Origin of the sequence: Gluconacetobacter sacchari (assembly GCF_014174255.1) — a bacterium.
GTDB lineage: Bacteria > Pseudomonadota > Alphaproteobacteria > Acetobacterales > Acetobacteraceae > Gluconacetobacter > Gluconacetobacter sacchari.
This window is the reverse complement of record NZ_JABEQJ010000008.1, coordinates 1-24,889: the sequence shown is the minus strand read 5'-3', so window position 1 is coordinate 24,889 and position 24,889 is coordinate 1. Positions and strand designations below refer to the sequence as shown.

Here is a 24,889-nt window from a genome sequence, read left to right as displayed (position 1 = left end):
ACACCCCCGATCCGGCGCGTGCGGGACCACGCGGCATGTTCGCGGCGGGTCCGGACAACGCGGGTTCGCGGCGGCCGGAAACGATTCCGGGCCGCCGCTCCATGACCGGGCGATACGGGCTGGGGGTAGGGGGCGTCCCTATTCCGCCGCGCGCGCCAGCGCCCGCCGCACCCCCTCCGCCCATGCCGGATCGGCCTTGGCGAAATGCGCCAGTTGCCGCTCGACGATAACCGCCGGCACCCCCTGCATCGCCGCCGCGATATTCCCGAAGAAACGCTCCTTCTGCGCCTCGTCGAACAGATGGAACAGCGCGGCGGGCTGGCGGTAATCGTCATTGCCCACGCGATGGTCGGCATATCCGGCCACGCCGTCCAGCTTCAGCGGCGGCTCCTTCGCGCGCGGGTCCTCCACCGGCCCGCCGAACGAGTTCGGCTCGTAATACGCATCCGTGCCCTGCGGCGCGTCGAAACGCATCGGCCCGTCGGCATGATAGGTATGGACCGGGCATTTCGGCTGATTGACCGGCAGGCTCTCGTAATGCGTGCCGACGCGATAGCGATGGGCGTCGGCATAGGCGAACAGCCGCCCCTGCAACATCCTGTCCGGCGAAAAGCCGATTCCGCGCACGATATTCGACGGCGAGAACGACGCCTGCTCGATTTCCGCGAAATAATGCGCCGGGTTGCGGTTCAGTTCCAGCACGCCCACCTCGATCAGCGGAAAGTCCGCGTGCGGCCAGACTTTCGTCAGGTCGAACGGATCGAACGGCTGCCGCGCGGCATCCGCCTCCGTCATGATCTGCACCGACAGCGTCCAACGCGGGAAGTCACCCGCCTCGATGGCATCATACAGGTCGCGCTGCGCGCTTTCCCGGTCCTGGCCGACGATCGCAGCGGCCTCGTCATTGGTCCAATGGCGGTGGCCCTGCCAGGTCTTGAAATGAAACTTCACCCAGAACCGCTCGCCATCATCGTTCCAGAACGAATAGGTATGGCTGCCGAATCCGTCCATGAACCGATAGCCGCGCGGCAAGCCCCGGTCCGAGAACAGGATCGCCACCTGATGCAGGCTTTCCGGACTCAGCGACCAGAAATCCCACATCGCGGTCGCCGAGCGCAGGTTGGTCCGCGGATGGCGCTTCTGCGTGTGAATGAAGTCCGGGAATTTCATCGGATCGCGCACGAAGAAGACCGGCGTATTGTTCCCCACCAGGTCCCAGTTGCCCTCGCTGGTATAGAATTTCAGCGCGAAGCCGCGCACGTCCCGCTCGGCGTCCGCCGCGCCCCGCTCCCCCGCGACGGTCGAAAACCGCACCAGCACATCGGTCGTCCGGCCGATCTCGCCGAATATGGCGGCATTCGTATAGCGCGTGACGTCCCCGGTCACGGTAAAGCGGCCATAGGCGCCCGAGCCTTTCGCATGGACGACCCGCTCGGGAATGCGCTCGCGGTTCTGGTGCGCCAGCTTCTCCAGCAACTGGTAGTTCTCCAGCAGCAGCGGCCCATGGCGGCCGGCGCTCTTGCTGTTCTGGTTGTCGGGAACGGGCGCACCGGCACTGGTCGTCAGAACGGGGCGGGCAATCGGGTCGGACATGGCGTTTTCCTTTCCGCAAATGATGCGAAACCCTGCCTACCCGCCGCAGTCTGATAGATAAAATCGATTCTCTTTATAGAAACAAAAGGCTATCCCTATCATATGGCCACCCCCCCTCCCCACTCCCTCGCCGGCCTGACGCTGCGCGACCTCGATTATGTGCTGGCGGTCAGCCGCACCGGCCATTTCGGCCGCGCCGCGCGGCTCTGCGGCGTCAGCCAGCCCGGCCTGAGCGAGCAGATCCGCAAGGTCGAGGCCCTGCTGGGCTGCGCGCTCTTCGAACGCGGCCGCCGGGGCGCCCGCCCGACCCAGCGCGGCGCGACCCTGATCCCCCTGGTCGAACGCATCGTCCGCGACGCGCATGTCCTGATGGAACAGGCCCACGGCACCGGGCACGACCTGTCCGGCTCCCTGGCGCTCGGCATCATCCCCACGCTGGCGCCCTATTACATGCCCACGCTGCTGCGGCGGATTCGCGCCGCCCACCCCGACATCGCCCTGCGCCTGACCGAGGACCGGACACCCGATCTGGCGCGGCACCTGCTGGATTACACGCTGGATATCGCGATCGCGGCGATGCCGGTCACGGATGCCGGCATCGCCGCCGCCCCGCTGTTCTTCGAGCCGTTTCGCGTCCTGCTCCCCCGGGCCCATCCGCTGGCCGCGCGCTCCGCTCTGTCCTCCGCCGATCTCGACGGCGCCGCCCTGATCCTGCTCGACCCCGGCCACTGCCTGCGCGACCAGACTGTGTCGCTGTGCAGCCCCGCCACCCCGCCCCACCCCGACCCCGACGGCCCGTTCGCGACCAGCGTGGAGATGCTGCGCTACATGGTCGACGCCGGCGAGGGCATCGCCGTCATGCCCGCGCTGGCGGTCGATACCGGCACCGAGGCGCGCGGCTTCTCCCGCGCCGTACCCTTCGCATCGCCCGAGATCGGCCGCACCATCGGCCTGTGGTGGCGCGCCACCGACCCGCGCGCGCCGCTGTTCGAAAACCTGGCGCGGGAACTGGGCGCCCAGGCCACCCCCTGACACGGCATCAGGGCTCCCCCTTCACCCCGATCTGCCGGCGCGGCTTTCCACGTCGGCGACGCCCTGGCCGGCCAGACCGGGTGACGCGGCGAATGCGATGAAATCCCGCAGATAGTGAATCTCCTCGTCGGTTTCGCGGCGGCCGAGAAAGATCTGCTTCGCAATGCCCTTCCTGCCGAGCTTCACCGGATACAGTTCAAAACGGTCGGCATATTCTTCCGCCAGCCAGCGCGGCAGCGCCGCGACCCCCCGGCCATGCGCGACCATGACCAGCATGATGTCCGTGGTCTCGATCTGCTTCTGCTGTCGCGGCCCGATGCCCGCCGGTTGCAGGAACTGCGTGTAGATATCAAGCCGTTCGGACGGCACGGGATAGGTAATCAGCGTCTCCCCGGCAAGCTGCTCGGGCACGACGAACCTGGCATCCCGCAACGGGTGTTCCGGCCCCACGACCAGCACGAGTTCATAATCGAAGACCGGCGTGAACTTCAGGCCCGGCTTGTAAAGCGGGTCCGGCGTGACCAGGACATCGATCTCGTTGCTGAACAGCGCGCCGATCCCCCCGAACTGGAATTTCTGTCGCACATCGACATCGACCTTCGGCCATCTCTCCAGATAGGGAGAGACCACCTTCAGCAGCCACTGGTAGCAGGGATGGCACTCCATCCCGATACGAAGCGCCCCCCGCTCGCCATTCCCGAACTGTTCAAGCCGGCTTTCCGCCAGTTCGAACTGGGGCAGCAGGCGGTTGGCCAGCGACAGCAGCCATTCGCCCGCCTGGGTCAGCGCCAGGGACCGCCCTTCCCGCCGCCAGATCTTGACCCCAAGCTGGTTTTCGATCTTGCGGATCGCATGGCTGAGCGCCGGCTGGGTCAGGTTCAGGCGCATCCCGGCGGCGGTCAACGACCCCTCCCGCGCCACTTCCTGGATGATGATCAGATGACTGCGCTCCAGAACCCCCATGTCCACCCCGAAAATGCATGAAATTCATATAATCATAAAAACATATCATTTCAGCTCATCTTCACAAGCGCCTAGCGTGACGTCACCGCACGATTCATCCGGATAACGCTCCATGGCCACGACCGATCACCCAGCCCCCCGCGCGCCGTTCCCGGCGACGCCCGCCATGACCATCGATCCGGAAGCCATGCTCGCGGGCACGCCACGCGCCTGCCTGCGCATGCGCGACGCTCCGCCCCCCGTCCTGTCCTTCGAGTTCGTACCACCGAGAACCGACGCCATGGCGCAGCGGCTATGGCACTGCATCCGGCGCCTGGCGCCGCTGTCGCCCCGCTTCGTGTCGGTGACATATGGCGCGGGCGGCAGCGCGCAGGCCAGCACCCGCGCCACGATCGCGCGCCTGAAACGGGAAACATCCCTCGCGCCCGCCGCGCACCTGACCTGCATCGGCGCCACCCGCGAACATATCGATGACATCGCCCGCGCCTACTGGCAGGCCGGTGTCAGGCACATCGTGGCCCTGCGGGGCGATCCGCCCCCGGGCGCCGGCCATGCGCCGCATCCGGGCGGCTATGCCTATGCCAGCGATCTCGTCGCCGGCCTGCGCCGCATCGCGGATTTCGAAATCTCCGTCGCCGCCTACCCCGAGACGCATCCCGCCGCCTCGTCTCCGGAAGCGGATCTGGACAATCTCAAGCGCAAGCTCGATGCCGGGGCGACCCGCGCGATCACGCAGTATTTCTTCGACGCCGCGACCTATCTGCGCCTGCGCGACCGCTGCCTGGCGGCCGGCATCACCGCACCGATCGTCCCGGGCATCATGCCGATATCGACCTACGACCAGGTGGCCCGCTTCTCGGCCATCTGCGGCGTCACGGTGCCAGCCTGGCTGACGCATCTGTTCGAAGACACGTCACGGAACCCCGAACTCCGCCGCATCGTCGCCGGCGTCGTGGCGGTGGAACTGGTTCGTACCTTGCAGGCCCACGGAATCAACGAATTTCATATCTCGACGATGAACCGCCCCGACCTGCCCTACGCGATCGCCCATATGCTCGGGGCGCGCCCGACGGGCGAGGACGCGGCGGCCGGCTAGGCCGAAAGTTCCCGCCGCACGATTGCCGCGCCCGCCGCCAACGCCCGCAGCTTGCCGCGCGCCACGTGACGCGGCAACGGCGCCATGCCGCAGTTGGTGCAGGGGTAAAGATTCCCGGCATCGACGAACCGAAGCGCCTTGCGCAGCGTATCGGCGACCGCCTCGGGCGTCTCGACGGCATGGGTCGCCACATCGATGGCGCCCACCATCACCTTCTTGCCGCGAATGAGTTCGATCAGGTCCATTGGAACGCGCGAATTCTGGCATTCCAGCGAGATCAGGTCGATCCTGGATTCCCGCAGTTTTGGAAAGATCTCCTCATACTGCCGCCACTCCGCCCCCAGGCCATTCTTCCAGTCGATATTGGCCTTGATGCCATAGCCATAGCAGATATGGACCGCGGTTTCGCATCGAAGCCCCTCGATCGCCGCCTCCAGGGCCGCGATCCCCCAATCGTTCACCTCATCGAAAAAGACGTTGAACGCGGGCTCGTCGAACTGGATGATATCGACACCGGCCGCCTCCAGCTCCCTGGCCTCCTGGTTGAGGATTCTGGCGAACTCCCACGCCAGCTTCTCGCGGCTTCCATAATAGCCGTCATGCAGCGTATCGATCATGGTCATGGGGCCCGGCAGCGCCCACTTGATCGGCTTGCTCGTCAGCGCGCGCAGGAATTTCGCATCCTCGACAAAGACCGGCTTCTCGCGCGTCACCGCGCCCACGACCGACGGCACGCTGGCATCGTAACGGTCGCGGATCCTGACCGTCTGACGGTTCTCGAAATCGACGCCGCCGAGATGCTCGATAAACGTCGTGACGAAATGCTGGCGCGTCTGCTCGCCGTCGCTGACGATATCGATGCCCGCGCGATCCTGGTCGTCCAGCGTCAGGCGCAGGGCATCCTGCTTGCCCTCGACCAGTTCCGCGCCCTGCAATTTCCAGGGCGACCACAGCGTCTCGGGCTTCGCAAGCCACGAAGGCTTGGGCAGGCTGCCGGCCGTCGCGGTGGGGAGCAATGTTTTCATGAAAGCAGACCTCGTATTCCTGGTTGATCAAACGGAGCAATCGGCGCAGTACCGCTCAAGAATGTCCTGATATGGCTTGATGAATCTCTCTTCCGTAAATTTCCCCTGCGCGACGGCCAGTCGGCTGCGCTCCTCGCGGTCATAGACGATCCGGGTCGTCGAATAATCCTGATGCGTCAGACTCGGCTGGTAACATGCCGCCGCGGCGGCATTGGCGTTGTAAATTTCAGGGCGATAGACCTTCTGAAAAGACTCCATCGTGCTGATGGTGCCGATAAGCTCAAGATTGGTGTAGTCAGAAAGCAGATCACCGAAAAAATAGAACGCCAGGGGCGCGACGCTGCCGGGCGGCATGAAATAGCGAACCTGCATGCCCATTTTTTCAAAATATTGGTCGGTCAGGGAAAATTCACGCTGCTGATATTCGACACCCAATACCGGATGCTGGTTTTCAGTCCGATGATAGATCCTGTTGCTCGAAACACTCAGGCATATGACGGGCAGCTTCCTGAAATTCTCCCCGTAGGCGCGCGAATTGACCACGCACTTGAAGAGCGTCCCATGCAGGTCTCCAAAATGACGCGGCGTGCCGAATGCGGTCCGCGTCCTGTTATGCTCCGGCAACAACACACTGAAGTCATAATCCCGCACATACGAGGAGAAGCTGTTCCCCACGATCCCGTCGATGCGCCTGTCGGTCTTCCTGTCGACAATAATCGTGTTCAGGACCTCGATCAGCGGAAACATATCCTTCCCGCCATCGAAATCGATACGAATCTCGATGGAGATGATTTCAAGCTCAACGGAATAGCGATCTTTGTCGGGGTTATCCCAATGCGCCAGGTCATTGAAACGATTGTCAATCATTCTCAGGACATTCCGCAGGTTCTCCTGCCGGCTCTCCCCTCTGGCCAGATTGGCGAAATTGGTCGTGAGCCGCGTATTATCGGAGGGGCGATAATTCTCGTCGAAGCGAATGCGCGAGATCTTGAATGTATCGTCCTTGATCATCATCGACCTGCATCCCATTATCCAGAAATTCCACGGTCCATCCGTCGATAATCAGAAAAATCCCAATTATCGTTTCAAGATTTCCCAGGCGGCAACCGTCACCCTGCCTGCCGTTCGGCAGCGGTGCATGTCTTATGCCCCAACTCACACTTGAATGAAAATGATTTGATTTCATCCAAACATGAATCTGGTTCATAGTCTGGCCCTGGCGCGGTCGACGATCGTGACACATGGCGGACCACAACGGGTCGGACACGCGATCGACACGCGACGATTCACGTTACGAACCGCCCCGCCCTTCATAGACGCGATTGTTCTTCGCCCACCCGTTCCCGTCCGACTTGACGCGCAAAGACAGCCTGGGTCGTTTCCAGTGCCAGTCGCAACGTCGGATCCGCGGGATGACTGGCACGATGTGGACTTGCGCTGAAAAAGTGGAGAGCTCCTGATACACTGAGAGAGGAGTTTTCTGGGCATGCCGGAGAACTTCGCGATCGTCTCGCCCTGCACGGCCAGAAGGAGGCCATGATGCCAGTTCCCACTGATAAACGAGGCACCCATATGCGTGGTATTACCTGTCATCGCGCCAGCAAAGATGCCGCCCAGATCAACAAAACTCAGGGCATCCACATAGCCTGCGACAAGCCCGAGAATGAAAACCCGTCGGGCGGAAATCGAGACCGGGAGAATGGAGGAGGGCATTATTGCGACCGGGAGGCGATTGACGGATAGAGCCTGCGGGCGACCCGCTCCATGGTCAGCCCCTGCACGATGATGGTGAACACCACGACACCGTAGCAAACAGGCAGCAGCAGGTCGCGCAGGTCTCCGGGTGGCAGGCCAAGCGCCAGAGAGACCGAGATACCGCCACGTAGACCGCCCCATGTCAGAATGCCGAGGACACGGCCGCGCTCCCACTGCCGGAGATGAACCGGCAGGGTGGAGAACAGCACGCTCAATGCCCGCACGGCAATGGATAACGGGATCACAGCAAGCGTTGCCAGAACCGTAAACAGATGCGGCCTGATCTCCAGTATTTCAAAGCCGATGAGCATGAACAGCAAGACGTTCAGCACCTCGTCAATCAGCGTCCATGCAATATCGAGTTCCTTGCGGGATACTTCATCGAAAATGGAATGGCTGTAGCTGGTTCCGAAGCAGAGACCGGCCATGACGACGGCAATCGCACCGGACATGCCAAGTTGATTGGCGATGCTGAATGTTCCGGTTGCCAGAGCCAGCGAGGTCAGCAGATCGATATGAGGGTCACGCTGCGCCTTGAGCACACGAAGCGCGATCCACCCGGTTGCCGCTCCAAGAAGGCCGCCACCGAGCGCTTCGCGGCAGAAGCTCAGGGCGATCTCGGAAGCTCCCACTCCCTGGCTGTCTCCGTTCGCCAGCCCGATCGTTACACCGAATATAACGACGCCCACACCGTCATTGAACAGGCTCTCACCCGCAAAAACGGCCTGTAGCGGTCCTGGCAGTCCCAGACGTTTCAGCATCCCCACGACTGAAACCGGGTCCGTAGGTGCCAGAATGGCGCCGAGCACGATGCACCATGTAAACGGAACGGCATGGCCCAGCAGCGGGAAAACACACCACGCCGCGACCGCCAGAAAAGCCACGGCCAGCACGGTTCCCAGAATGGAGAGGGCTGTCACAGACATCAGCTTTGCGCGCAGATGTCCGACATTCACCTGCATGGCTCCCGCAAAAAGCAGCAGCGACAGGGCACCATTCAGAAGTGCCGCAGGCAGATTGATGGCACCGAGCACGGATCGTGGGAGAGCCTGAAGATCATAGGCCGGGATCAGCGGATTCAGGATCATGACCAGCAGCGAGGTCAGCAATGAGAAGACCAGAACGCCAATCGTGACAGGAACACGCAATGTGTGGTGGTTAAGAATGCTGAAGCCTGCCGAGAGGGTCAGGAGCAGGGCAAGAAGACTGATCGTATCCATGGCCTCATCGCTGGCCGCCCTGGCTCCTCACGTCAAGAAAAACCGGGAATAGTTCGTTATTCGAAGAAGCTTAACCGGGCATTGAATGGCAAAAATGAGGGCGAAAGCGGCCCATCTTTTCTACCTTTTATACTGGTCAATCAATGTTTAGGTCGCTGATACAGAGAGCCGGCGCATTCACGAGACCCGCAGTCAAGCGTGCGTAGTCCGGACGCTTACGAAGACTCGAATGCCGCGCAATACTATAATGGCGGCTTCCCATGGGGGCACGGCTGGACGCTCCATGGCGCGAGCGGCGCGCATGTCATGACGAGACGGCGAACGGCAGCCGCCTACCGGGACGCTACGATGCCAATGGCGGGAGGATCGCCTTCACCCATGATGCCGCCCGTATGCAATCGGGTCGGAACGGCCGCTATGCCCAATTTGCACAGACGGTCTGGCATCCCCGTCGAGGGCAGCAGCTTCTGACCCTGCCTGGTGGTCTGGTGTTCGATACGTCCGGCCACTCGCTTCAGAAAAACTACGTCCTGCCGGGTTTTATCTGGAACGGGCCGCTCCGGTCGCATGTCCACCCATGAGCGGACGCTTGAGGCGGATGACAGCATCCGCCTCGTCGCCGGCGTGCGGCTTGCGCCCTTCGCCGCCTTCATTTTCCATCCGGACCAGCAAGCCGCGAAGGCGGGGCGCCAGAGCCGCCCCGCCTTCGTCCACCCTGGCCGTCACAAGCCAGCGGCTAGTGCCCCGCCTGAACCGGCGCCGTCCCGGTACGCAGCGCCGGTGCCGCCCCGGTCAGGTTGTCGAACGGCACCTCGTCCCGCACGCTGGCGATGCCACCGGCCGGCTCGGGGTGATGCAACCCGTCATATTGCAGGACCGAGAACGTCATGGTCTGGTCCGGCGTCGGCAGCAGCTTGTCGTTCCATCCGCCGCCCAGCGACCGGATCAGGCCGATTTCCGCCTGGAAATAGCGGGTCTCGACCTGCACCTGCGAAATCTGGGCCTCCAGCGCCGCTTCCTGCGCGACGATCGCGTCCAGGTAGGGCGACAGCCCGCCTTTGTACAGGGTCATGGTCATGTTCTGCATGTCCAGCGCCGCCGACGTCGCCGCCTTCAGCCGCAGGCTTTCCGCCCAGAGCCGGTCGGTGCGCGACAACCCGTCCTCCACCTCGCGGAACGCCCCGAGCACCGAAGACCGGTAATGGTCGCGCATCTCGCGATAGCTGGCCCAGGACGCCTGCAAGGCCGCCCGGCGCATCCCGCCCTCGAAGATCGGCATCGAGGCCGACGCGCCATACGACCACATGCTGTTCGCCAGGTTGGCGAGGTCGAAGCCGTTGGCATCGAAACCGCCATTGGCATGCAGCGAGATATGCGGATAGAACGCCGCCCGCGCCACGCCGATGGCCCGGTTGGCCTGCGCCATCTCGCGTTCCGCCGCCGCCACGTCCGGCCGCCGCTGCAACAGGTCGGACGGCACGCCGACCGGAATGGCCGCCCGGGTGAACATCAGCCGGTCCGTCGGCGCGATATGGAAACCGGACGGCGCGCTGTTGGTCAGCACCGCGATCGCATGCTCCGTCACCTCGCGCTGGGCCATGATGTCCAGCTCGGCCGCCTGGGTCACATACAGGCGGTTCTGCGCGCGGGCCAGGTCCAGCCGCGGCGCCGCCTGGTTGGCAAGCTGCGTTTGCGTCACCTTCAGCGCCTGCTCGTAATAGGCGATGGACTTGCGATAGATCGCATCCTGCGCGTCATAGCCGCGCAGCGCGACATAGTCGCTGGCCAGTTCCGCCTGAAGGCTCAGCCGCGCGCCGGCATAATCCGCCGCCTTCTCCTGGGCCGAGAATTTGGCCATCCGCACCTGGTTGCGGATCTCGGACCAGAAATCCGGCTCCCACGACGCCAGGCCGCCATAGAACTCGTCGGTCTGGGTCAGCGCGCCCTTGTAGCGGAACAGCCGGTCGGCCGACTGCTTGTTGTCCGAGGCGCCGAAGGCCAGCCCGAAATGCGGCAGCAGGTCGGCCCGCGCGCTCATGACCATGGCCCGCGCCTGCACGAACCGCTCGGCCGCCGCCTGCAAGTCCGCATTGGCGGCGATCGCCTTGTCCTCCAGCGCATCGAGCTGCGAGTCATGCAGCAGCGTCCACCAGTTCGACGGCATCTGCGTGTCCGCCGGCGTCGCGGTGGCGAACGCCCCCTGCCCATGCCAGCTCGCCGGCACGACATAGGTCGGGGGATGATAGGCGGGCGCCAGGTCGCAGGCGGACAGCGCCGCCAGCGACAGCAACGCCCCGCCGGACATCATGGTCCGGCGCAGTGACCGCATGCTCATCCCTCGATTTCCTCGGACGATTCATCATACCCCTTCACGGGCTGGACGACATGGACCTTCTGCCCCTCCAGCAGGTCGGCCGGCGGATTGTTGATGATCCGGTCGCTGGGCGAAATCCCCGAGGTCACGTCGGTCTCGGCATCGGCCATGCGCCCCACCTGGATGTCGCGGTAATGCACCACGTCGTTGGCGTCCAGCACCGCGACCTGCATGCCCTTCTCCTGGAACACCAGCGCCGCGGTCGGGATCTGGAACACACCGGGGGTCGAGGGCGCCGTCATCGTCACCGATGCGAACGTCCCCGGCCACAGCTCATGCTTGTCGTTGTCGATGACGAACTCGGTGATCGCCGTGCGGGTATTGGGGTCATATCCCCGCGCGATGGTCAGGAAGTCGGCCTTGAAGGTCTGGTTGGGGAACTGCGGCACGCTGACCTGGGCGGTCATGCCCGGCTTGAGAATATACGAGAACGTTTCGGGCACCGAGACGAACAGGCGCATCTTGTGCATGTCCGACACGGTAAAGAGCTGGCTGGCGTCGCCGTTGCTGCCATGCTCCCCGGCCCCGCTGCTGACATAGTCGCCGACATTGATGTCGCGCGACGTCACCACGCCGTCGAACGGCGCCACGATGGTCTTGAAGCGCTCCAACGCCTCGTACTGGTCCACCCTGTGCTCGGCCGCCTGCATCGCCGCCAGCCCGGCCTTCTCGTTCGCATCCGCGACCGAGACCGACTGGCCCGACACCGCCTGCGACTTGCCCATCGCCCGCCAGCGATTGGCGCTGACCACGGCCAGGTTGTATTTGGCCTGCGCCTCCGCCAGGTCGGCCTTGGCCTGGGCATATTGCGCGTCCAGGCTGGGGGCGTTGATCTCGGCCAGCACGTCGCCGGCCTTCACCTCGGCGCCGTAGTCCTTGTACCACATCTTCACGTAGCCCGAGGCCTGCGGAAAGAGCGGCGCCTGGTACCAGGCATCGATATTGCCCGGCAGGGTCAGGGTCACGGTCTTGGGCGATGGCTTCGCCAGGATCACCGCGACGTCGGGCAACGCATTGCGCAACGTCTCGGCGCGCAGTTCCGTCACCGCATGGACACGGGTGACCACCTGATAACCGACCAGCACCGCCAGGACACATGCCCCCGACGCCAGAAGGGTGTTGCGTGACAGAGAAGCCATCAAACGGTCTCCTTCCGGCTCGACGAGCGGTTGTAGATAATCGCATAGACACAGGGAACGAACAGAAGCGTCGAAATGGTGGCCACGATCAGGCCGCCGATCACCGCCTTGCCCAGCGGCGCGTTCTGCGAATTGCTGATCGACATCGGCACCATGCCCACGATCATCGCGGCGGCGGTCATCAGCACGGGGCGGATACGTCCATATCCCGCCTCCAGCGCCGCCTTCAGCGCATCGCCATGCACCTCCAGCCGCTCGCGGGCATAGGACACGACCAGGATCGAGTTCGCCGTCGCCGTTCCCATGCACATGATGGCACCGGTCAGCGCGGGCACCGACAGATGCGTGTGGGTCAGGAACAGGCTCCACGCGATCCCCGCCAGCGCCCCTGGCAGCGCCGAGATGATGATGAACGGATCAAGCCAGGACTGGAAGTTGACGACGATCAGCAGGTAGATCAGCACGATCGAGACCGCCAGGCCGCCGACCAGTTGCACATAGGCGCTGCGCATGGTCGTCGCCTGCCCTTCCACATCCACCGCCGCGCCGCGCGGCACGTCCGCCGCCGTCTGCGCGATCACCCTGTTCACGCCCGCCAGCACGCTGCCCAGGTCGGTGCCCTCGGCCGATACGTAGATATCGAAGGCGGGCATCGAGTTGTAGTGCGACACCTGCCCCGGCGTCCCCTTGGCCGAAATCGTGCTGATGGCGCCCAGCAACTGCATCCCCTTGCCCGACGGGTCGCCGTCCCCCTTGTCGACCGGGATCGACAGCAGGTCGTTGAAGTGCGTCAACTGGTTCTGCGTCACATAGGTATTCAGCAGGAAGGTCACCCCCCAGGCCGGATCGTACCAGTATTGCGGATCGACGGTCGAACTGCCCGACAGCGTCATCAGCTCGTTGTCGGCCAGGTCGGCGGCATTGACGCCGGTCGCCTGGCTGAAGGTCCGGTCCCCCTTCACGAACAGGGTCGGCGTCTTCATCGTCTGCTGCAACGACACGTCGGTGGCCCCCGGCACGAGCCGCAGCTTGTTCACCAGCTCCAGCGCGTAGGTGTAGCTCTTGCCCAGCTCCGGACCGGCGATCTTGATGTCGATCGGCGCGGGCGAGCCGAAATTGAGGATACGTGCCGTCAGGTCGGCCGGCTGGAAGGTAAAGACCGTGCCGGGAAAGCTCGCCGACAGGCCCTTGCGCAGCACGGCGCGATAATCCCACACCGGCGCTTCCGCTTCCGTCAGCGTGATGGTCAGGTCGCAATCCTGCGTCCCGATCGTCGGGGTGGGGATGAAGGCCTGGTTATGCGGGCCTTCCGGCAGGCCGCAATTGCTCACCACATCGTCGACCTTGCCCGGCAGGAGCTGATGGATCCGGTCGCTGACCAGCGTCGCGATCCGGCCGGCCACCTCGATCCGGGTGCCCAGCGGCGCGCGCATGTGCATCTGCAACTGGTCGGACTTGATTTCCGGGAAGAAGTCGCGCCCGGCCACGACATACAATCCCATCGAAAGCAGGGACAGCCCGAGGAAGATCGACGCGAAGCGCCCCCGCCGCGCGATCGACCGTTCCAGGAAGCGTCCATACGCCTCGCGGAAGGCGGTGAACCGATGCTCGAACCCGCGCTGGAAGCGCGAGAAGATATTGCCGCCCTTCAGCTGGTCCTCATGCGTGTCATGCCCGTGCGCGCCATGGGTCTGCCCCGCCAGCAGGAACTTCGCCATGGTCGGCACCAGCGTCCGCGACAGGATGAACGAGGCGATCATCGCGAAGATGATGGCTTCGGCCATCGGCATGAACAGCCACCCGGCCACCCCACCCAGTTCGAACAGCGGCAGCCAGACGATGCAGATGCAGGTGGTGGAGACGAAGGTCGGGATCACGATCTGGTTGGCCGCGTCGATGATCGCGACCTCCAGTTCCTTGCCCATCTCCAGGTGGGTGTCGATATTCTCGATCATGACGGTGGCGTCGTCGACCAGGATACCGACGGCCAGCGCCAGCCCGCCCAGCGTCATGACGTTGATCGTCTGCCCGGCCCAGCCCAGCCCGATGACCGCGCACAGGATCGCCAGCGGGATCGAGGTCGCGATGATGATCGTCGAGCGCCACGAGCCCAGGAACAGCAGCACCACCAGCCCGGTCAGGAACGCGGCGGTCACCATCTCGCGCAACACGTCCACGATCGAATCCTTCACGAAGCCCGAGGCATCGTTCAGGACCGAGATATGGGCCGTGGGCGGAATGACCTTCTGGAGGCGCGGGATCAGCGCCTTCACGCCGGACACGACATCCAGGGTCGAGGCCTCGCCGCTCTTCATCACCACCATGATGACGGCCTGCCGGCCCTTGACCAGCACCAGGTTGGTCTGCGGATGGCCGCCGCGATACACGTCGCCCAGGTCATGCATGTAGATGACGGAATTGCCGACGCGCTTGATCGGGATGTTCGCCAGTTCCTCCATCGTTCGCGGCTGCGCGTTGGTCGCGACCATCCAGTCGGTGGGGCCGATCTTCTGGTCGCCGGCCGGACGCACGATGTTCTGCTTGTCCAGGACGTTCTGCACATCCATCGCCGACAGGTGGTGCGCCTGGAGCTGCTTCTGGTTGAGCGCGAACATCACGAAGGCGTCCATGCCGCCATAGGGATGCGGCACGATGGCGCCCGGCACCGTCACCAGCAGCGTGCGCACGCGGATCTGCGCCAGCTTGAACAGGTCCGACGGCGTCATGGTGTCCGACGTCAGCTCCAGCGTGATGACGGGAACCGACGACGCCTCCAGCTTCATGATCATCGGCGCCGGGATCTTCTCCGGCAACTGCATCAGCACCGTCTGCGAGATCGCGGTCACGTCCGCCTCGGCCGATCCGATCTCCGTGCCGGGCTGGAAGAAGATCTTCACGATGCCGCGGCCGTAATAGGAATCGGACTCCATGTGCTCGATTCCCTCGACCGTCGAGGTCACGCCCTGTTCGTAATTGTACATGACGCGCGCGGCGAACTCGTCGGGCAGCAGACCGCCATAGGTCCACACCACGGCAATCGCCGGAATCTTGATATTGGGAAAGACGTCTGTCGGCGTCTTGAGGGCGGACATGACGCCGAACAAGACGATCAGGATCGACAGAACGACAAATGTGTACGGCCGTCGCAGGGCCGTCACGACGATTGCATTCATAGGTGACTTTTTCCCTGTCCAGGGCATTTACCGGCATCAGGAGGAAACAGGCCGCGCAGCCACGTCCGGACGACCGGCGCGCCATCCCCTTTCCGCGACACGCAGAAGGGTCGACACGCTGTCCGTCAGCCATGGCCGGGTCCGGCCTCAGCACCGCGCAACGCGCGGGCCAGTCCCGCTCGGATCAGGAATTATGCGGCGTGATGATCATCTCTGGCTCCCCGTGCGCGCGTGCCCGCAAGAGCAACGCTGTCTCACCACAGCCTATACATAGATATATTTCAAAGTATGTATGAAAAGATGTCCATGTTCCGAAAACAAATTTCATGAAGCCGCCGACACGGTACAGAAGGGCCAAATCTATGCCCAACTCTTCATCATTGCCGGGCAATATATTGCCCAACGTAACATCAGACGGGTATCATTACGATATGAATACAAGAAGGGCGCCGGACTGTCCACCCGGCGCCCCGCACGGCCGCTCCCGCTATCCGCGGCGGCGCAACTGCCCCACATCGCGCACCGCGCCCCGCGCGGCGCTGGTGGTCAGCGCGGCATAGGCCTGCAACGCCACCGATACGGCGCGGGTGCGCACGGGCTGCCACGCCGCCTCCCCCGCCTCGTCCATCCGCAGCCGCCGCGCGGACAGTTCGGCGTCCGGCAGGTCGACGCGCAGCACCCGGCCGGGAATGTCGATCTCGATGAGGTCGCCCTCGCGCAGCAGGCCGATCGCCCCGCCTTCCGCCGCCTCGGGCGAAATATGGCCGATCGACAGGCCCGAACTCCCGCCCGAGAACCGCCCGTCGGTAATCAGCGCGCAGGATTCCGCCAGCCCCTTCGATTTCAGGTAGCTGGTCGGGTACAGCATCTCCTGCATCCCCGGCCCGCCCTTGGGCCCCTCATAGCGGATCACCACCACGTCGCCCGCCACGATCCGGTTGCCCAGGATCGCCGACACGGCATCGTCCTGGCTCTCGAAGATCCGCGCCGGACCCTTGAAGCGCAGCAGGTTCGCCGCCACGCCCGCCGTCTTCACGATCGCGCCGTCCTCGGCGATGTTGCCGTACAGCACCGCCAGCCCGCCATCCTGGCTGAAGGCATGCGCCCCGTCGCGAATCGCCCCCTCCGCCCGGTCCAGGTCCAGCGCGTGATACCGGCTGGCCTGCGAGAATGCCTGCGTGGTCCGCACCCCGCCCGGCGCGGCGCGGAACAGCGTCCGCGCCGCCTCCCGCGCCTCGGGCGCCGCCACGTCCCACTGCTCCAGCGCCTGGGCCAGCGAGCGCGCATGCACCATCGACACCTCGCGATGCAGCAGCCCCAGCCGGTCCAGCTCGCCCATGATGGCGAACACCCCGCCCGCATGATGCACGTCTTCCATATGCACGTCGGCCTTCGACGGCGCGACCTTGCACAGATGCGGCACCCGGCGCGACAGCCGGTCGATATCGGCCATGGTAAAGGGCACCTCGCCCTCATGGGCGGCGGCCAGCAGGTGCAGCACGGTGTTGGTCGAGCCCCCCATGGCGATGTCGACCGTCATCGCGTTCTCGAACGCGGCCATGGTGGCGATGCCGCGCGGCAGAACGCCGGCATCGTCCTGCTCGTACCAGCGGCGCGCCAGGCCCACGATCCGCCGCCCGGCCTCCAGGAACAGATCCCGCCGGTCGGCATGGGTCGCCACCAGGCTGCCATTGCCCGGCAGCGCCAGGCCCAGCGCCTCGGTCAGGCAGTTCATCGAATTGGCGGTGAACATCCCCGAGCACGATCCGCAGGTCGGGCAGGCCGACCGCTCGATCGATTCGGACTCGGCATCGCTGACGCGCGGATCGGCGGCCGAGACCATCGACGTCACCAGGTCCACATGGCGCTCGATCCCCCCCGTCGTCACCCGTCCGGCCTCCATCGGGCCGCCGGAGATGAAGATGGTCGGAATGTTCAGCCGCATCGCGGCCATCAGCATCCCGGGCGTGATCTTGTCGCAATTGCTGATGCACACCAGCGCGTCGGCGCAGTGGGCATTGCACATATATTCCACCGCATCGGCGATCAGCTCGCGCGAGGGCAGGCTGTACAGCATGCCGCCATGCCCCATGGCAATGCCGTCATCGACCGCGATGGTATTGAATTCCCGGCCGATTCCCCCCGCCTCGGCCACCGCGCCGGCCACGAGCTGCCCCAGATCCTTCAGATGGACATGCCCGGGCACGAACTGGGTGAAGGAATTGGCGATGGCGATGATCGGCTTGCCGAAATCGGACTCCTGCATGCCCGTGGCGCGCCACAGGCTGCGGGCCCCCGCCATGTTGCGGCCATGCGTCGTGGTGCGGGAACGATAGGCGGGCATGATCTCGAAAGCCTTTCCGGACAGGGGCCGGGCGGTCGCGACGCGAACACCCGCGCTACGCCGCATCCCGGCGCGCCCCCCTTATATGAGACGTTCCCCCCCGCCGTGAAGCACCAGGGCGCCCTCACACCGATATGACCGCGCGCGCCATTGCGCCCGGGCCGAAAAACGCCACCTTCGACGGCACGCCACGCCACCCATGAAGCGTGGAGCAATCACAGGAAGACACCCGATGAGCATCCCCGTCCTGCACATCCTCAACGAGAAAGGCGCGGCCGTCGTCACCGTCGAGCCCGACGAGCCCGTCGCGGCGATCGCCCGCCTGCTGGTCGAACGCCGCATCGGCGCGGTCCCGGTCGTCGACGGCGCCGGCCATCTCGCCGGCCTCGTCTCGGAACGCTCGATCGTCGATGCCCTGGCGCGTCACGGCGCGGGCGTCGAACGCCTGGCGGCGCGGGACATCATGACCCGCGAGGTCCCGACCGCGACGCGGTCGGAGGATATCCACATGGTCGCCCGCAAGATGACCCGCCGGCACAGCCGCCATGTGCCGATCCTCGATGGCGGCGGCACCCTGGTCGGCCTGGTCAGCATCGGCGACATCGTGAAATTGCGGCTGGAGGAAGCCGAGACCCTGGCCCGCGAGATGCGCGCCTACGTCATGCAGGATGGCGGCCACGCCTCGGTGTCGCCCCGCCCCTTCGCCTCCTGACGGCCCGGGCCGGAAAATGGCGCCCGCCGCCCGGCCATGATATGCCCCTTCCTCGCACAGAGGAAGGATGCTCCCTTGGCCGACCCCCGGCATGGGGCCGCCCCGGCCCGCTCCCCCCAGGGTTTCTCCGGCCAGTTGGCCGAGGTCGACCTGCGCCTGCTGCGCGTGTTCCGCACCGTCGCCACGCGCGGCGGCTTCGCCGCCGCCGAACTGGCGCTGGGCAAGAGCAAATCGTCGATCAGCATCGACATCTCGTCGCTGGAACAGCGCCTGCGCATCCGCCTGTGCCGCCGGGGACGCGGCGGCTTCGCGCTGACGCCGGAAGGCCGCGCGGTGCTGGAGGCGACGGACGACCTGCTGCGCGACATCGACCGCTTCCGCGACCGCGTCAATATCGCCAGCGGCGTGCTGTCCGGCCGCTTCGCGCTCTACGTCATCGACAACATGCTGGTCTATGGCGAAACCGGCATCATCCAGGCACTGGAAATCTTCGCCCGCCAGCACCCGCAAGTCTTCATCAGCATGACCTCGACTTCGGCCGCCGAGATCGAGCACGCCCTGCTCGACGGCCGGGCGACGGCGGCGCTCACCCTGATGCCGACGGACCAGCCGGCCCTCAGCGCCAGCATCCTGGTCACCGAGACGCTGCATCTCTATTGCGGCCGCCGGCACGCCCTGTTCGGCCATGACGGCCCGCTGACGCTGGCGATGCTGGAGAACGAACGCCTGATCGACGTCTCCGACGCCGCCACGGCGTCCGACTGGCCCGCCATCCGCCGCCGCCTGGCCTTCTCCGCCTCGGCCGAGACGATCGACGCACGGGCGATGCTGATCCTGACCGGCGTGTATATCGGCTTCCTGCCCGACGCCTTCGCCGCCCCGATGGTCCGCGACGGCCGGCTGCGCCCGCTGGCCTGCACGGACCTGCCGCCGCTCTCGACCCAGCTCCATTTCGTGGTCAAGAAAGAGGCCGAGAACAGCCTGATGGTCAACGCGTTTCGCAAGGCGCTCGACGAAGCCCGCCATCGCGAAACCTGAATGGAAAAAGGGCGCGCGGACCGGATGCCGCGCGCCCTTCGCCATGGTCCCGTTCCCGGGGAGAGATCCGCGCAGACGCGGCTCTCTCCCGTCGTCTGCTCAGAACGTCGCCTGCACCCGGGCCTCGACCGAGTCGCCGGTGCGGCCCAGCGTGTTGGTCGCCTGCTGGCTGCGCGACACGATGAAGTGGCTGTAGTCCGCCTTGATCGCGAAATGGCGGTTCGGATACCAGTTCAGGCCACCCTGCCAGACCGTCTGCTGGCCACCGTTCACGCCGTAATAGTTGTACATCTTGCTGCCGGCACGCGCCGACGGGTCGTTGGCGTTGGAATTCAGGTCGATCACGCTGTAGTGGCCGACGACTTCCAGGGCACCCCATTTGTCGTGCGCCGGATCGAACTCCTCCGTCTCCTTCACGCCCGGCGCGCCCCAGGCGCCTTCCTTGACGTTATACATGCGCGGCGTGCCGAAGATGGTATAGGCGGCGGCACCATACCAACCCTGGAAGCCCAGCGTCGGCAGGCCCTGCGACCGCTCGACCCCGACGTGATAATACTCACCCTTCACGAGCAGGCGGTTCCAGCGAACGCCCAGTTCCGGCCCGGCCGCCCAGATATGCGAGACGAAGGGAATCGCGCCGGTGGCGGCCATGCTGCCTTCACCGATATCGAACTCGGGGCGCTGGCCGAACGAGGTCGTGCGGTTGTTGGTGCCCGTGCCCTGCACCTTGAAGGCGGACATCGCCGAGGTGCCCAGATGCACATCCCAGTTCTTTGTCGCGACCGGCCGGCCGGCAACGCGGAACACGCCGCCGGTCTGGCTGTCGACGACGGCGCCGCTGCCGCCGCCATAATAGGTGGCGCCGTTATCGGAGGGGTTCCGATGGCCCCATTCCTGTCCGGTGAAATACCCGGCGATCCACCAGCGCTTTTCGTAATGCAGGCCGCCGACGCTGAAGCGGGCGTCACCGGCGGCGATGTTGCGCACCATGTCGGTGATGCTCGGACGCTCGAGCGTGAAGAAGTCGTTGGAGCTTTCCGCGTCTTCCTCGGTCACGCGCGGCTGGAAGTAGCCGACCGTCAGGATGGTGTTGCGCAGGCCGGTATAGTTCAGGTTGCCTTCATACAGCCCGACATAGCCGTCATTGTGGTTGGCGCCGAAATCCGGGGTGACCGCGGCGACCCAGTTCTTGTAGCGGAACATGAAGGGAATGCGCAGGCGGCGCTGGTTGGTCGTAAAGCTGTTGAACGCGCCCTTCGCCTCATGGATATTGCCGCTGCTGCGCGGATTGTTGGTGATGAAGCCACCAAAATCCTCATGGAAGGCCAGGCCGATCGACAGCGCATATTCGCCATCCTTCGACTGGACCGTGAAGCGCCCTTTGGGGAAGCCGATCTTCATCCCGCCGACCGCGACTTCCTCGTCGCTCTGCGAAGCGGCCTGGAAATCCTTCCAGGATTCCACCACCGCGCGATCCGACGGCGGCGTCCCGGCGCCCGACGCGTTCAGCACGCCGACGCTCGGCAGGGCCGGCTCGCCGATATGGATATCATGCGCCATGCGGTTGGACATTTCGGAACGATGCGCCGCTTCCGCCACCCGGGCGGTCCGCGTGTTCCTGTCGGGCTCGTTCAGGCGCGATCTCAGCGCCTTGATCTGGCTCCGCATCTCCAGCATTTCCCTGCGCAGTTCACGCAATTGCGCATCCTGCGAGTCGGCGGCCGCTGCCGGATGAATGAACGAGACAGTGCCCAGCAATGCGGTGGTGCAGAACAGGGCGGAAAGAGAGGATCGAAGACGCATATCATCCGTTCCAAAGAAGAAGATGACGACTTCGTAAACTGGACCATCCTTTTGCGGTGTGATGATTTTATAACTGTTGTATGACAGATCGATGACAAAACGCCGCAAACAATTGAAAATAAATAGAATTAATCACTGTGCCCTAAAAACAACATCGTCCATGGAACGACAGGCGATAAAACACACATGAAGAACATGACAGAATTATTTTTCCCCGATCCCGTCACTACAAATAAAAAAGGCGGGGACCCGGGGCCCCCGCCTTTTCCATAACCGGATGGAGCGTCGCCGTTACCAGGCGGCGCGCACGGCAGCCTTCACCGAAGCCGGCAGGACGACATAATCCAAGCGGCGGGCAGCCGAATCGCCATTGTCGAAGGCCCAGCCAAAGAATTTCCGCACCGCGGTACCCTTGGCCGCATCCTTCGGCGGCTTCGGCACCAGCACGTAGGTCGCCGAGACGATCGGCCACGCGCCCTGGCCCGGCGTATCCAGCAGGTCGACCGCGAAATTGGTCGCGCCCTTCCAATCGGCGGCCTCGGCGGCCTTGGCGAAGCTGCTCAGGTCGGCGGTGACGAAATCACCGGCCTTGCTCTTAAGCTGCACCGTCGTCATGTGGTTGCGGCTGGCATAGGCATATTCGACATAGCCGATGCCGCCTTCGGTGTTGCGGACCGAGGCCGCGACGCCATCATTGCCGCGCGCGCCCACGCCGCCCGGCCAGGCGATCGAGCTGCCGGCACCGGCCGCGTCATGCCACGACTGCGATTCACGCGACAGGTACGAGGTAAACACGAAGGTCGTGCCCGACCCGTCGGCGCGATGCACCGTCGCGATGGGCAGGTCCGGCAGCTTCAGGCCCGGGTTCAGCGCCACGATCCGGGGGTCGTTCCACGACGAGATGGTGCCGGCATAGATATCGGCCAGCACGTCGCCCGTCAGGCGCAGCGCGTTGGCGCTCACGCCCGGCACGTTCACCACCGGAACGATGCCGCCCATCACGGTCGGGAACTGGAACAGCGAGCCCTTTTCCAGCTTGGCCGCGTCCATCGGGGCGTCGGAGGCGCCGAAATCGACCGTCCCGGCCAGGATCTGGTTCTGACCGGCGCTGGAGCCGACACTCTGGTAGTTCACGGCCACGCCGGTAGCGTTCTTGGCGGCCGCGCCCCAGGCTTCGTAAATCGGAGCGGCGAAGCTGGAGCCGGCTCCGGTGATGTCGGCGGCATGCGCCACGGAAAGGGCAGCCGGGCCAGCCGCAACCATGAGGGCGGCAAGGAATTTGACAGGACGACGCATCGGGTTCCGTTCCTGAACGAGCGTGACAGACAGAAATCCGGGGCAGCGGCAAGGCGCCATCCCGGGCACTTTCCTCCTAGCCCGGATCGGCCGGCTGGGGGCATGATGTGTCTATGACAGTTTCATGACGTTTCAAAGACACGCCATCCCCGAACGGGAACCACACCGTAAAGGCCGTCCCGTGCCCCACCCGGCTTTCGACCGTCAGCCGCCCGTCATGCCGGTCGATGATATGCTTGACGATCGCCAGCCCCAGCCCGGTTCCGGTCCGCCGGGTCGAACTGCCCTCGACGCGATAGAAACGCTCGGTCAGGCGCGGCAGGTGCCGCGCCTCTATCCCCGGCCCATTGTCGGCCACGGTAAAGGCCACCCCCTGGCGGACGCTTCCCTCGCCCGACCCCACGCCATGCACCTTGCCCGCCCCCATCACACCCATCAGCGCCGCCGGCACCATCTGGCGCACGCGCAGGCCGATCGTCACCCCGCGATCACGTTCGGCCGAACCATATTTGATCGCGTTCTCGACCAGGTTCAGCAGCACCTGCACCACCTGGTCGGCATCGCCGGCAAAGTCCGGCAGGCCGGGGGCCAGGTCGATCTCCAGGCTGGCCGGCCCCGCTTCCAGCAGGGGCGCCGCCTCGTCGCGCACCCGCGCGACGATGGTGGCGGGGCTGACCGTGCCGCGCGGCTTGCGATGCTCGATCATCTGCACCCGCGACAGCATCAGCAGCCGGTCCAGCAGGCGCTGCATCCGCGCCGCCTGGCCGGCCATCACCTCCAGAAAGCGCTGCTGCGCCGGCGGATCGTCCGCCGCCGGCCCGCGCAGCGTCTCGATAAAGCCCGTCAGCGCCGCCAGCGGGGTGCGCAGTTCATGGCTGGCATAGGCCACGAAATCGGTCCGCATGCGCTCCAGCGCGTCGCGCTCGCTGCCATCCTGCAAGGTCGCCAGCACCACCGACTGCCCCGGCCCGATGCTGATCCGGCGGAACTGCCCGCGCACCGCGCGGCGGATCGGCACGTCCAGCATCATATCCATCTCGGCCCGGTCGCCATCGCACAATCCCAGCACCGCCGACAGCGCGGCCGGATGCCGCATGATCGCGCCCAGGCTGTCGCCGAACAATTCCCACGCGCCGGGCCCCGCATGCAGGATGCGCCCTCCGGCATCCAGCACCAGAATCGCCGCCGGCACCAGGTCCAGCGTCTCGAACATGCGCGACAGGACGGTGGCCGAGGGCGGCACCGCGTGGACGGAATCCCCCCCCGCCATCGACAGGGTCGCGGCGCGCCGGCCGACGACCAGGCGCCACCCCAGCGCGCCGGCCGCCAGCGCACCCAAAGCCGCCACGATGTTTTCGACCGCTAGGACGGACATGGCTCAACTCCCGTCCCGACAGGCGCGCGGGCGGCGCGATCAGGGGCGCGGATCATCCAGGGCATAGCCGGCGGCCCGCACGGTGCGGACGACATCGCCCTCGCCCGGCCCGTTCAGGATCAGGCGCAGGCGACGGATATGCACGTCGACGGTGCGCAGTTCCACATGGACCCCCCGCTCCCACACCCGCTGCAACAGGTCCTCGCGCGAGAAGACCTGGCGCGGATGGCGCAGGAAGAACTCCAGGATCCGGTATTCCGTTGGGCCCAGCGCCAGCGTCCGCCCGTTGCGCTCGACCCGATGGGCAACGGTATCCATCGTCAGGTCGGCAAAGCGCAGCACCTGCTCCAGCGGCGGCGCCCGCCGCAGCAGGGCGCGGATGCGCGCCTGCAACGCCTCGATGCTGAGAGGTTTGACGACATAATCGTCGGCACCGACATCCAGGCCGCGAATATTGTCGGCCTCGCCGGCCCGCGCGGTCAGCATCAGGATCGGCAACCCCCGGGTCACCTCCTGCTCGCGCAGCCGCCGGCACACATCCAGCCCCGACAGGCCGGGCAGCATCCAGTCCAGGATCATCAGGTCGGGCCGGCGCTCCGCCACCCGCGCCAGCGCCTGGTTGCCGTCCTCGGCCACCCCGACCTCGTAACCCAGCTTTTCCAGATTGTACCGCACCAGCATCAGCAGCGCGTCGTCATCCTCGACCACCAGGATATAGGGCCTGCGCGCCCCCGCATCCTCGCCCGTCTCCATCATCGTGCCCGACATCATCCCGCTTCCGTTACACCACCGGGAGGCCGCGCGGCCTCACGACCGGCAGTTGCTCGCCCGTGGCGGCAAAATAGACGCGTTCGGCGATGTTGGTGGCATGGTCGCCGATCCGCTCCAGGTTCTTGGCGATGAACAGCAGATGCGTGCAGGACCGGATGGTACGCGGGTCCTCCATCATGT

General features: G+C 65.1%; 19 protein-coding genes and 1 pseudogene. 5 read left to right on the top strand and 15 right to left on the bottom strand.

The window, feature by feature from the left end:
• Window positions 1–138: 138 nt before the first annotated feature.
• Window positions 139–1,593: a catalase gene (locus HLH48_RS07745; protein ID WP_182996929.1), complete on the bottom strand. Its 1,455-nt coding sequence runs from the start codon at window positions 1,591–1,593 to the stop codon at window positions 139–141.
• Between the two features lie 102 nt (window positions 1,594–1,695).
• Between HLH48_RS07745 and HLH48_RS07740 the strand changes: the two genes are divergently transcribed.
• A complete protein-coding gene (locus HLH48_RS07740) occupies window positions 1,696–2,625 on the top strand; it encodes a hydrogen peroxide-inducible genes activator (protein ID WP_182996928.1) in 930 nt (309 codons plus the stop codon).
• 21 nt (window positions 2,626–2,646) lie between these two features.
• On the opposite strand, the gene HLH48_RS07735 is transcribed toward HLH48_RS07740, so the two are convergent.
• On the bottom strand, window positions 2,647–3,588 hold the full coding sequence (locus tag HLH48_RS07735) for a LysR family transcriptional regulator (RefSeq protein WP_182996927.1): 942 nt from the start codon (window positions 3,586–3,588) through the stop codon (window positions 2,647–2,649).
• 187 nt (window positions 3,589–3,775) lie between these two features.
• Between HLH48_RS07735 and metF the strand changes: the two genes are divergently transcribed.
• Window positions 3,776–4,684, top strand: a complete 909-nt coding sequence (metF, locus tag HLH48_RS07730; RefSeq protein WP_246387151.1) for a methylenetetrahydrofolate reductase [NAD(P)H] — start codon at window positions 3,776–3,778, stop codon at window positions 4,682–4,684.
• Here metF and HLH48_RS07725 read toward each other — a convergent pair.
• From HLH48_RS07725 to HLH48_RS07710, 4 genes and pseudogenes are all read right to left on the bottom strand, one after another.
• Window positions 4,681–5,709 carry a methionine synthase gene (locus tag HLH48_RS07725; RefSeq protein WP_182996926.1) on the bottom strand — a complete coding sequence of 343 codons (1,029 nt, stop codon included), beginning with the start codon at window positions 5,707–5,709 and terminating at the stop codon, window positions 4,681–4,683. The two genes, metF and HLH48_RS07725, sit on opposite strands and share 4 nt — an antisense overlap.
• 27 nt (window positions 5,710–5,736) lie before the next feature.
• The gene (locus tag HLH48_RS07720; RefSeq protein ID WP_306309918.1) at window positions 5,737–6,723 is read right to left on the bottom strand and encodes a DUF1852 domain-containing protein; all 987 of its coding nucleotides are present in this window, start codon (window positions 6,721–6,723) and stop codon (window positions 5,737–5,739) included.
• A gap of 510 nt (window positions 6,724–7,233) precedes the next feature.
• Window positions 7,234–7,422, bottom strand: a pseudogene (locus tag HLH48_RS23665) (DUF1275 family protein); the annotation flags it as partial.
• Complete coding sequence (locus HLH48_RS07710; protein WP_182996925.1) at window positions 7,422–8,684, bottom strand: cation:proton antiporter; 1,263 nt, start codon at window positions 8,682–8,684, stop codon at window positions 7,422–7,424. The pseudogene HLH48_RS23665 and the gene HLH48_RS07710, both read right to left, overlap by 1 nt.
• 260 nt (window positions 8,685–8,944) lie before the next feature.
• Here HLH48_RS07710 and HLH48_RS07705 point away from each other — a divergent pair, with 260 nt between their 5' ends.
• Entirely contained in the window at window positions 8,945–9,265 is a 321-nt protein-coding gene (locus HLH48_RS07705) for a hypothetical protein (protein ID WP_182996924.1), read from the top strand.
• 155 nt (window positions 9,266–9,420) lie between these two features.
• Here the strand turns inward: HLH48_RS07705 and HLH48_RS07700 are convergent, their stop codons facing one another.
• The 4 genes from HLH48_RS07700 to ilvD all read right to left on the bottom strand — a co-directional run bounded on the left by HLH48_RS07700 (window position 9,421) and on the right by ilvD (window position 17,714).
• Entirely contained in the window at window positions 9,421–11,019 is a 1,599-nt protein-coding gene (locus HLH48_RS07700) for an efflux transporter outer membrane subunit (RefSeq protein ID WP_182996923.1), read from the bottom strand.
• Window positions 11,016–12,197, bottom strand: a complete 1,182-nt coding sequence (locus HLH48_RS07695) for an efflux RND transporter periplasmic adaptor subunit (protein WP_182996922.1) — start codon at window positions 12,195–12,197, stop codon at window positions 11,016–11,018. Before HLH48_RS07695 ends, HLH48_RS07700 begins: the two co-directional genes overlap by 4 nt.
• Complete coding sequence (locus tag HLH48_RS07690) at window positions 12,197–15,370, bottom strand: efflux RND transporter permease subunit (RefSeq protein ID WP_182996921.1); 3,174 nt, start codon at window positions 15,368–15,370, stop codon at window positions 12,197–12,199. Before HLH48_RS07690 ends, HLH48_RS07695 begins: the two co-directional genes overlap by 1 nt.
• A 487-nt stretch (window positions 15,371–15,857) precedes the next feature.
• The gene (ilvD, locus tag HLH48_RS07685) at window positions 15,858–17,714 is read right to left on the bottom strand and encodes a dihydroxy-acid dehydratase (RefSeq protein ID WP_182996920.1); all 1,857 of its coding nucleotides are present in this window, start codon (window positions 17,712–17,714) and stop codon (window positions 15,858–15,860) included.
• Window positions 17,715–17,946: 232 nt separating this feature from the next.
• Here ilvD and HLH48_RS07680 point away from each other — a divergent pair, with 232 nt between their 5' ends.
• Both HLH48_RS07680 and HLH48_RS07675 read left to right on the top strand, forming a co-directional pair.
• A complete protein-coding gene (locus HLH48_RS07680) occupies window positions 17,947–18,426 on the top strand; it encodes a CBS domain-containing protein (protein WP_182996919.1) in 480 nt (159 codons plus the stop codon).
• 75 nt (window positions 18,427–18,501) lie between these two features.
• Window positions 18,502–19,464, top strand: a complete 963-nt coding sequence (locus tag HLH48_RS07675) for a LysR family transcriptional regulator (protein WP_246387135.1) — start codon at window positions 18,502–18,504, stop codon at window positions 19,462–19,464.
• A 99-nt stretch (window positions 19,465–19,563) separates the two neighbouring features.
• On the opposite strand, the gene HLH48_RS07670 is transcribed toward HLH48_RS07675, so the two are convergent.
• The 5 genes from HLH48_RS07670 to HLH48_RS07650 form a co-directional block, all read right to left on the bottom strand.
• Window positions 19,564–21,267: an OprO/OprP family phosphate-selective porin gene (locus HLH48_RS07670; protein WP_182996917.1), complete on the bottom strand. Its 1,704-nt coding sequence runs from the start codon at window positions 21,265–21,267 to the stop codon at window positions 19,564–19,566.
• Between the two features lie 291 nt (window positions 21,268–21,558).
• Window positions 21,559–22,563: a phosphate ABC transporter substrate-binding protein PstS gene (gene pstS / locus HLH48_RS07665; protein ID WP_182996916.1), complete on the bottom strand. Its 1,005-nt coding sequence runs from the start codon at window positions 22,561–22,563 to the stop codon at window positions 21,559–21,561.
• Between the two features lie 76 nt (window positions 22,564–22,639).
• Window positions 22,640–23,938, bottom strand: coding sequence for an ATP-binding protein (locus HLH48_RS07660; RefSeq protein WP_182996915.1), 1,299 nt, complete (start codon window positions 23,936–23,938; stop codon window positions 22,640–22,642).
• Between the two features lie 39 nt (window positions 23,939–23,977).
• Entirely contained in the window at window positions 23,978–24,706 is a 729-nt protein-coding gene (phoB, locus tag HLH48_RS07655) for a phosphate regulon transcriptional regulator PhoB (RefSeq protein ID WP_373320156.1), read from the bottom strand.
• Between the two features lie 13 nt (window positions 24,707–24,719).
• A partial coding sequence (locus HLH48_RS07650; protein WP_281374925.1) for a phosphate signaling complex PhoU family protein occupies window positions 24,720–24,889 on the bottom strand: 170 nt, incomplete at its 5' end.

Excerpts from the sequence above, each read along its gene's own strand:
- HLH48_RS07745 (WP_182996929.1), bottom strand. The coding sequence starts at position 1,593 with ATGTCCGACCCGATTGCCCGCCCCGTTCTGACGACCAGTGCCGGTGCG.
- HLH48_RS07740 (WP_182996928.1), top strand. The coding sequence starts at position 1,696 with ATGGCCACCCCCCCTCCCCACTCCCTCGCCGGCCTGACGCTGCGCGAC.
- HLH48_RS07735 (WP_182996927.1), bottom strand. The coding sequence starts at position 3,588 with ATGGGGGTTCTGGAGCGCAGTCATCTGATCATCATCCAGGAAGTGGCG.
- metF (WP_246387151.1), top strand. The coding sequence starts at position 3,776 with ATGCTCGCGGGCACGCCACGCGCCTGCCTGCGCATGCGCGACGCTCCG.
- HLH48_RS07725 (WP_182996926.1), bottom strand. The coding sequence starts at position 5,709 with ATGAAAACATTGCTCCCCACCGCGACGGCCGGCAGCCTGCCCAAGCCT.
- HLH48_RS07720 (WP_306309918.1), bottom strand. The coding sequence starts at position 6,723 with ATGATGATCAAGGACGATACATTCAAGATCTCGCGCATTCGCTTCGAC.
- HLH48_RS07710 (WP_182996925.1), bottom strand. The coding sequence starts at position 8,684 with ATGGATACGATCAGTCTTCTTGCCCTGCTCCTGACCCTCTCGGCAGGC.
- HLH48_RS07705 (WP_182996924.1), top strand. The coding sequence starts at position 8,945 with ATGGGGGCACGGCTGGACGCTCCATGGCGCGAGCGGCGCGCATGTCAT.
- HLH48_RS07700 (WP_182996923.1), bottom strand. The coding sequence starts at position 11,019 with ATGAGCATGCGGTCACTGCGCCGGACCATGATGTCCGGCGGGGCGTTG.
- HLH48_RS07695 (WP_182996922.1), bottom strand. The coding sequence starts at position 12,197 with ATGGCTTCTCTGTCACGCAACACCCTTCTGGCGTCGGGGGCATGTGTC.
- HLH48_RS07690 (WP_182996921.1), bottom strand. The coding sequence starts at position 15,370 with ATGAATGCAATCGTCGTGACGGCCCTGCGACGGCCGTACACATTTGTC.
- ilvD (WP_182996920.1), bottom strand. The coding sequence starts at position 17,714 with ATGCCCGCCTATCGTTCCCGCACCACGACGCATGGCCGCAACATGGCG.
- HLH48_RS07680 (WP_182996919.1), top strand. The coding sequence starts at position 17,947 with ATGAGCATCCCCGTCCTGCACATCCTCAACGAGAAAGGCGCGGCCGTC.
- HLH48_RS07670 (WP_182996917.1), bottom strand. The coding sequence starts at position 21,267 with ATGCGTCTTCGATCCTCTCTTTCCGCCCTGTTCTGCACCACCGCATTG.
- pstS (WP_182996916.1), bottom strand. The coding sequence starts at position 22,563 with ATGCGTCGTCCTGTCAAATTCCTTGCCGCCCTCATGGTTGCGGCTGGC.
- HLH48_RS07660 (WP_182996915.1), bottom strand. The coding sequence starts at position 23,938 with ATGTCCGTCCTAGCGGTCGAAAACATCGTGGCGGCTTTGGGTGCGCTG.
- phoB (WP_373320156.1), bottom strand. The coding sequence starts at position 24,706 with ATGTCGGGCACGATGATGGAGACGGGCGAGGATGCGGGGGCGCGCAGG.